This window comes from Sinomonas sp. G460-2, from assembly GCF_047759905.1.
In the GTDB taxonomy this organism is placed as follows: domain Bacteria; phylum Actinomycetota; class Actinomycetes; order Actinomycetales; family Micrococcaceae; genus Sinomonas.
Genome location: NZ_JBKZWT010000226.1, coordinates 1 through 5,904, shown reverse-complemented (window position 1 = coordinate 5,904; position 5,904 = coordinate 1). Strand labels below are relative to the sequence as shown.

The window sequence follows — 5,904 nt, the reverse complement described above, 5'->3', positions numbered from 1 at the left end:
CGACCACACCGAAGCCCGGAACCCCACCCAAGCCTCAGCCGCTTGACATAGGAGCAATTTTGGAGGCTAGGCGAGGCGGACGCCCGCCGACTCGAGGTCGCGGAACGTCGGCTCGAGGTCGTCGGCGATGCCGGCGCAGAGGTCCCTGAGGACAGTCGTCCGGTAGCCCACGCGGGCCGAGTCGAGCGCGGTGGCCTTGACGCAGTAGTCGGTCGCGATTCCGGCGACGTCGACGTCTGTGATCCCGTGCCGAGAGAGCCACTCGTCGAGGCCGGGGGAGTCGTCGGAGGTTCCCTCTGCGTCCCCGGCTTGCGCGAGATGCCCCTCGAAGCCCGAATAGGCAGCGGCGTACTGGCCCTTGCGGAACATCGCGTCGACCCCAGAGACGTCGAGGTCCGGATGGAACGCCGCCCCGGCGGTCCCCGCGACACAGTGCGCGGGCCACGTGTCGACGAAGTCCGGCTGCTCCGAGAAGTGCGCGCCCGGATCGATGTGCCAGTCCTGAGTCGTCACGATCGCACCGTAGTCTCCCGCGTGCTCCGCGACATAGTCGGTGAGCCGCGACGCGACGGACGCGCCGCCGTCGACCGCGAGGGAGCCGCCCTCGCAGAAGTCGTTCTGCACGTCCACGATGATGAGTGCTCGCTTCATGGCTCTATTCTCCCTCCGCGAGGCGGCTTCCCTTCGGCGCGGCCCCTCTGCTCAGTCGCCTTCGTAGAGCGTGGGGATGACCGGCTCGCCGCGGTGCATGCGGCGGGCGGCGGCGGGCAGCTCAGCCATCGATGCCTCGTGGCGCGCTCGCGCCCGTTCGACCCCCTCGGGGCCCGTCCAACCGGGCTGCAGCTCGCCGCGCGAGACGAAGTGCTCAAGGAGCGGCCGGTCGTTGCTGTCGCCGTCGGGCACGTGGCCCACCCCGACGACCTCGGCGGTCGCGACGCCGTTCGCGTCGAGCCGCCGCAACGCGTACTTCCGTCCCCCCACGGTCTGCTTGTTCTTCGCCGCCTTCGCGACGGCGACGAAATCTCCGTCGTCGTCGGTGCGGCTCACGAGCTTGTAGACCATCGACGCCGTCGGCGCGCCCGATCCGGTCACGAGCGACGTGCCCACGCCGTACGAATCGACGGGGGCCGCGGCGAGGGCCGCGATCGCGTACTCGTCGAGGTCCGACGTCACGACGATGCGCGTGTTGACGTTGCCGAGCTCGTCGAGGAGGCGGCGCACCCAGTGCGCCTGGCCGATGAGGTCGCCCGAGTCGAGACGGACTGCGCCCAGGCGATCTCCCGCGATCTCGACGGCCGTGCGGACGGCCGTTTCGACGTCGTACGTGTCCACGAGCAGCGAGGTGCCCGGCCCCATTGAGGCGACCTGCGCCTCGAACGCGCCGCGCTCGGTGTCGTGGAGGAGCGTGAAGGAATGCGCGGCCGTCCCGACCGTGCGGAGCCCGTAGCGGAGGCCCGCGGCGAGGTTGGACGTGCTGGCAAAGCCGGCGACGACGGCGGCGCGCGCCGCCGCGACGGCCGATTCCTCGTGCGTCCGGCGCGAGCCCATCTCGATGCACGGCCGGCCATTGGCAGCGATCGTCATGCGGGATGCAGCCGAGGCGATCGCCGAATCGTGGTTGAGCACGGAGAGCAGGTAGGTCTCGAGGATGCACGCCTCCGCGAACGTCGACTCGACGATGAGGATCGGCGAATTCGGGAAGTACGCCTCGCCCTCGGCGTAGCCCCACACATCGCCCGAAAACCGGTAGTCGGCGAGGAAGTCGAGGGTCTCGCGGTTCACGACCTTGGTGCGCTCGAGGAACGCGAGCTCCTCGTCCTTGAACCGGAAGCCCGTGATGCCTTCGAGGAGCCGGCCCGTTCCGGCGACCACGCCGTAGCGCCGGCCGTCGGGCAGACGGCGCGCGAACACCTCGAACACGGCCCGGCGATGGGCGGCGCCCGAGTGGAGCGAGGCCTGGAGCATCGTGAGCTCGTAGTGGTCGGTGAACAGTGACGTGCGGGGCGCTTCCCACGTGCTCGAAGAGGTCACGGATTCACTCTAGCGGCGCGGGCCGACAGGGCGGGCTGCACGGGCGGGCTGACAGGGTGGGCTGAGGGGTGGGTTGGGTGGGATGCAAGGGGGCGCGAGGCAGCCTGCCTAGAATGGAGCCCATGAGTTTGAGCGTCGCCACCGAACCGGCACCTAGCCTCAGCGAGGAGACGACGACGGCAACCGACACCGCGCGCATTGTGCCGTGGAACCTCGTCGTCTGGAACGACCCCGTCAATCTCATGAGCTACGTGAGCTACGTCTTCCAGACGTATTTCGGCTACTCGGAGGCGAAGGCGGATGCCCTCATGATGCAGGTGCACACCGAGGGGCGCTCGATCGTCTCGCACGGCTCGAAGGAGACCGTCGAACGGCAGGCCGTAGCGATGCACACCTTCGGCCTGTGGGCCACGGTTGAAAGGGCTGGCGAGGATGGCTGAGCCGTTCACCTACGGAAGGCGCGGCATCAGCGGCCGGTTCGAGGACGCCGAGCGCGAGCTCCTGCGCGGACTGTTCCGCGACGTCGTCGCGCTCCTCGAGCCGGACGACGCGCCCGAGGAAGACCCGCTCGCCGCGCTCGTGGGCATCAGCCCCGACGCGACCGAGCCCGAGGATCCAGCCCTCCTGCGGCTCCTCCCGAACGTCTCGAAGGACGACGACGAAGAGACCCGCGAGTTCCGGCGTCTCACCGAGCGCTCGCTGCGCGAGGGCAAGGCTGGCGCCCTCCGCGCGGCGTCGCTGGGCCTCGAGTCGCGCGACGTCCTGCTCGACGATGCGGGCGCGGAGCATTGGGCGACGGCGCTCACAGACGTGCGCCTCGTCCTCGCCGAGCGCCTGGGGATCCACAGCGAGCAGGACGCGGAGCGGATCCACGGGGTCACCGACTGGTCCGACGTCGGGGATGACGACGTCGACGCCTACCTCGCGCTCGTCTACAACTTCGTGACGTGGCTCCAGACGACGCTCGTCGATGCGATGCTCGCGAGCTACCGGGCCGGCGGGCGCGGGAACGGGCCCGAGGGAGCGGGGAGCGGCCGTGGCCAGGACTGAGAAGACCGACGACGACGTGACGCTCGAGCGCTCCGAGCGCCCCATCGGGGTCTTCGACTCGGGCGTGGGCGGCCTCACGGTCGCGCGCTCGATCATCGACCAGCTCCCGAACGAGTCCGTCCTCTACGTCGGCGACACGGCGCACGGCCCCTATGGGCCGCTCCCCATCGCGGAGGTGCGCGCGAACGCGCTAGGCGTCATGGATGAGCTCGTCGACTCGGGCGTCAAGCTCCTCACGATCGCGTGCAACTCGGCGTCCGCCGCCGTCCTCCGCGACGCGCGCGAGCGCTACACGGCGCGCTACGGCATCCCGGTCATCGAGGTCATCCAGCCCGCGGTGCGCCGCGCCGTCGTCGCGACCCGCAACGGCAGGGTAGGGGTCATCGGCACGAGCGCGACCGTGGGATCGCGCGCCTACGAGGACACGTTCGCGGCCGCCCCGGACCTCCAGATCACCTCGGCCGCGTGCCCCGACTTCGTCCCGTACGTCGAGGCGGGCGTGACCACGGGGCCCGAGCTTCTCGACGCCGCCCAGGGCTACCTCGCGCCCCTGCGCGAGGCCGGCGTCGACACGCTCGTGCTCGGCTGCACGCACTATCCGCTGCTCACGGGCGTCATCAGCTACGTCATGGGCGACGGCGTGACCCTCGTCTCGAGCGCGGAGGAGACCGCGAAGGACGTCTACCGCGCGCTCGTGAGCCACGGCCTCGAGCGCCGCTCGGCCGAGCCGCCCCGGCACACGTTCCTCGCGACGGGCGAGGCCGGGCAGTTCGAGGTCCTCGCGCGCCGCTTCCTCGGGCCCGAGGTCCAGCGCGTCGAGCACGCGGAGCACGTCGCCGCGCACTACCCGACGGGAAGTCTCGCGCGCATCACCCCGGAGATGCTCGAGGCCGCCCGCGCGGACCGCCGGGGCCTCGCGGGGCGCGTCTCATATTTCGTGGACTCCGCGAGCCCCGCAGAGGGCGGCGCGGATAGGATGCAGGGGTGAAACTGACGATCGTCGGCTGCAGCGGCTCCTTTCCGGGGCCGAGCTCGCCGGCGAGTTGCTACCTCCTGACCGCGCACGACGGCGAGCGGGACTGGCGCATCCTCTTGGACCTCGGATCGGGGGCGCTCGGAGTCCTGCAGCGGTACATGGACCTGAGCGACATCGACGGCGTCCTGCTGAGCCACCTCCACCCCGACCACTGCATGGACCTCACGGGGCTGCAGGTCGCGATCCACTGGGACCCCAACGGCTGGCCGTCCGGACGTGTGCCCGTGTGGGGGCCCGAGGCGACCGCGCGGCGCCTCTCGATCGCCCTCGACATGGGGACCGCGGCGGATCTGCACGAGGACTTCGAGTTCCACTCATGGGTGCCGGGCGAAGCCGTCGAGTTCGGCCCCTTCCGGTTTTCCGTGCACCCCGCACGCCACCCGATCGCCGAGGCGTACGCGATGCGTATCGAGTGCGTGGAACCGCAGCCCGACGGCTCGGCCGAGCGTCGCGTCCTGGCCTACTCGGGGGACACGGACTCGTGCCCCGGGCTCGTCGACGCCGCGCGCGGGGCGGACATGTTCCTGTGCGAGGCGGCGTACCACGAGGGCCGCGACGACGCGATCGACGGCGTGCACCTCACGGGACTTCGCGCGGGCCACGCAGCGACCGACGCCGGCGCCAAGCGCCTGCTCCTGACCCACCTTCCCGTGTGGAACGATGCGAACCGGACCGTCGCGGAGGCGCAGCAGGCGTACGCGGGGCCGATCTCGGTCGCGGTCGCAGGCGTCCACTACCTCGTCTGACCTCCGTCCGTGAGATCCGCGTAAGCTGGGTCCCATGACCCCACGCACTCCCGCGAGTCCCTCTGCCGTGCGCGCCGATGGGCGCGCCCCCGACCAGCTGCGCCCCATCAGCATCACGCGCGGGTGGTCCAAGCAGGCGGAGGGCTCGGCTCTCATCGAGTTCGGGAACACGCGCGTGCTCTGCACGGCCTCGTTCACGGAGGGCGTTCCGCGGTGGCTCAAGGGCGAGGGTCGCGGGTGGGTGACCGCCGAGTACGCGATGCTCCCGCGGGCCACGAACACGCGCTCCGACCGCGAGTCGGTCAAGGGCCGGATCGGCGGCCGGACGCACGAGATCTCGCGGCTCATCGGGCGTTCGCTGCGCTCCATCATCGACACCGAGGCGCTCGGCGAGAACACGATCGTGCTCGACTGCGACGTCCTCCAGGCCGACGGCGGCACGCGCACCGCGGCGATCACGGGCGCATTCGTCGCGCTCGCCGAGGCCGTGCGCTGGGCGAAGGACAAGGGCCTCGTCGAGCCGGGGGCGGAGCCGCTCGTCGACACGGTCTCCGCGGTCTCGGTCGGCATCATCGACGGCGTGCCCATGCTCGATCTCCCGTACGTCGAGGACGTGCGCGCCGAGACGGACATGAACGTCGTCGTGACGGGCTCGGGCAAGTTCGTGGAGGTGCAGGGCACGGCCGAGGGCGCGCCGTTCGACCGCGACGAGCTCAACAACCTCCTCGACCTCGCGCTCATCGGCACGGCCCAGCTCGCGGACATTCAGCGCGAGACGCTCGCCGAGGCGCTTCGGACGGCCCCGTGAGCGCGGCCTCCGCGGGCGGCGCTGGGAATAACGGCGCCCGGAAGCATGACGCCGGGAAAAATGGCGCTGGGCGTGGGTCGGGGCCTCGGCTCGTCCTCGCGACGCACAATCAGGGCAAGCTCCGCGAGCTGCGCGAGCTCCTGCGCGGCCAGATCCCGGGGCTCGACGTCGACACCCAGGTGGTCGACGCGGCGGCCGTGGGCGGCCCCGACGTCGTCGAGGACGGCGTGACG

General features: G+C 71.1%; 7 protein-coding genes and 1 pseudogene. 6 read left to right on the top strand and 2 right to left on the bottom strand.

All coding sequences use genetic code 11. From position 1 onward, the window contains the following. Positions 1-66: 66 nt before the first annotated feature. Together ACLN58_RS16570 and ACLN58_RS16565 are read right to left on the bottom strand one after the other, a co-directional pair. Positions 67-651, bottom strand: coding sequence for an isochorismatase family protein (locus ACLN58_RS16570; RefSeq protein ID WP_415856353.1), 585 nt, complete (start codon positions 649-651; stop codon positions 67-69). Between the two features lie 51 nt (positions 652-702). After that, positions 703-2,031: a nicotinate phosphoribosyltransferase gene (locus ACLN58_RS16565; protein ID WP_415856352.1), complete on the bottom strand. Its 1,329-nt coding sequence runs from the start codon at positions 2,029-2,031 to the stop codon at positions 703-705. Positions 2,032-2,153: 122 nt separating this feature from the next. Between ACLN58_RS16565 and clpS the strand changes: the two genes are divergently transcribed. The 6 genes and pseudogenes from clpS to ACLN58_RS16535 form a co-directional block, all read left to right on the top strand. Further along, positions 2,154-2,471: an ATP-dependent Clp protease adapter ClpS gene (clpS, locus tag ACLN58_RS16560; RefSeq protein WP_415856351.1), complete on the top strand. Its 318-nt coding sequence runs from the start codon at positions 2,154-2,156 to the stop codon at positions 2,469-2,471. Continuing rightward, on the top strand, positions 2,464-3,081 hold the full coding sequence (locus ACLN58_RS16555) for a DUF2017 domain-containing protein (protein WP_415856350.1): 618 nt from the start codon (positions 2,464-2,466) through the stop codon (positions 3,079-3,081). Before clpS ends, ACLN58_RS16555 begins: the two co-directional genes overlap by 8 nt. Then, on the top strand, positions 3,068-4,069 hold the full coding sequence (gene murI, locus ACLN58_RS16550) for a glutamate racemase (protein ID WP_415856349.1): 1,002 nt from the start codon (positions 3,068-3,070) through the stop codon (positions 4,067-4,069). The genes ACLN58_RS16555 and murI overlap by 14 nt, the downstream gene beginning before the upstream one ends. Further along, positions 4,066-4,863, top strand: a complete 798-nt coding sequence (locus ACLN58_RS16545; protein ID WP_415856348.1) for an MBL fold metallo-hydrolase — start codon at positions 4,066-4,068, stop codon at positions 4,861-4,863. Before murI ends, ACLN58_RS16545 begins: the two co-directional genes overlap by 4 nt. Before the next feature lie 34 nt (positions 4,864-4,897). Beyond that, positions 4,898-5,671 (top strand): ribonuclease PH, encoded by a 774-nt coding sequence (rph, locus tag ACLN58_RS16540; RefSeq protein WP_415856347.1) that lies wholly within the window; start codon positions 4,898-4,900, stop codon positions 5,669-5,671. Then, positions 5,668-5,904 (top strand): annotated as a pseudogene (locus ACLN58_RS16535) (hypothetical protein); the annotation flags it as partial. The gene rph and the pseudogene ACLN58_RS16535, both read left to right, overlap by 4 nt.

Excerpts from the sequence above, each read along its gene's own strand:
- ACLN58_RS16570 (WP_415856353.1), bottom strand. The coding sequence starts at position 651 with ATGAAGCGAGCACTCATCATCGTGGACGTGCAGAACGACTTCTGCGAG.
- clpS (WP_415856351.1), top strand. The coding sequence starts at position 2,154 with ATGAGTTTGAGCGTCGCCACCGAACCGGCACCTAGCCTCAGCGAGGAG.
- ACLN58_RS16555 (WP_415856350.1), top strand. The coding sequence starts at position 2,464 with ATGGCTGAGCCGTTCACCTACGGAAGGCGCGGCATCAGCGGCCGGTTC.
- rph (WP_415856347.1), top strand. The coding sequence starts at position 4,898 with ATGACCCCACGCACTCCCGCGAGTCCCTCTGCCGTGCGCGCCGATGGG.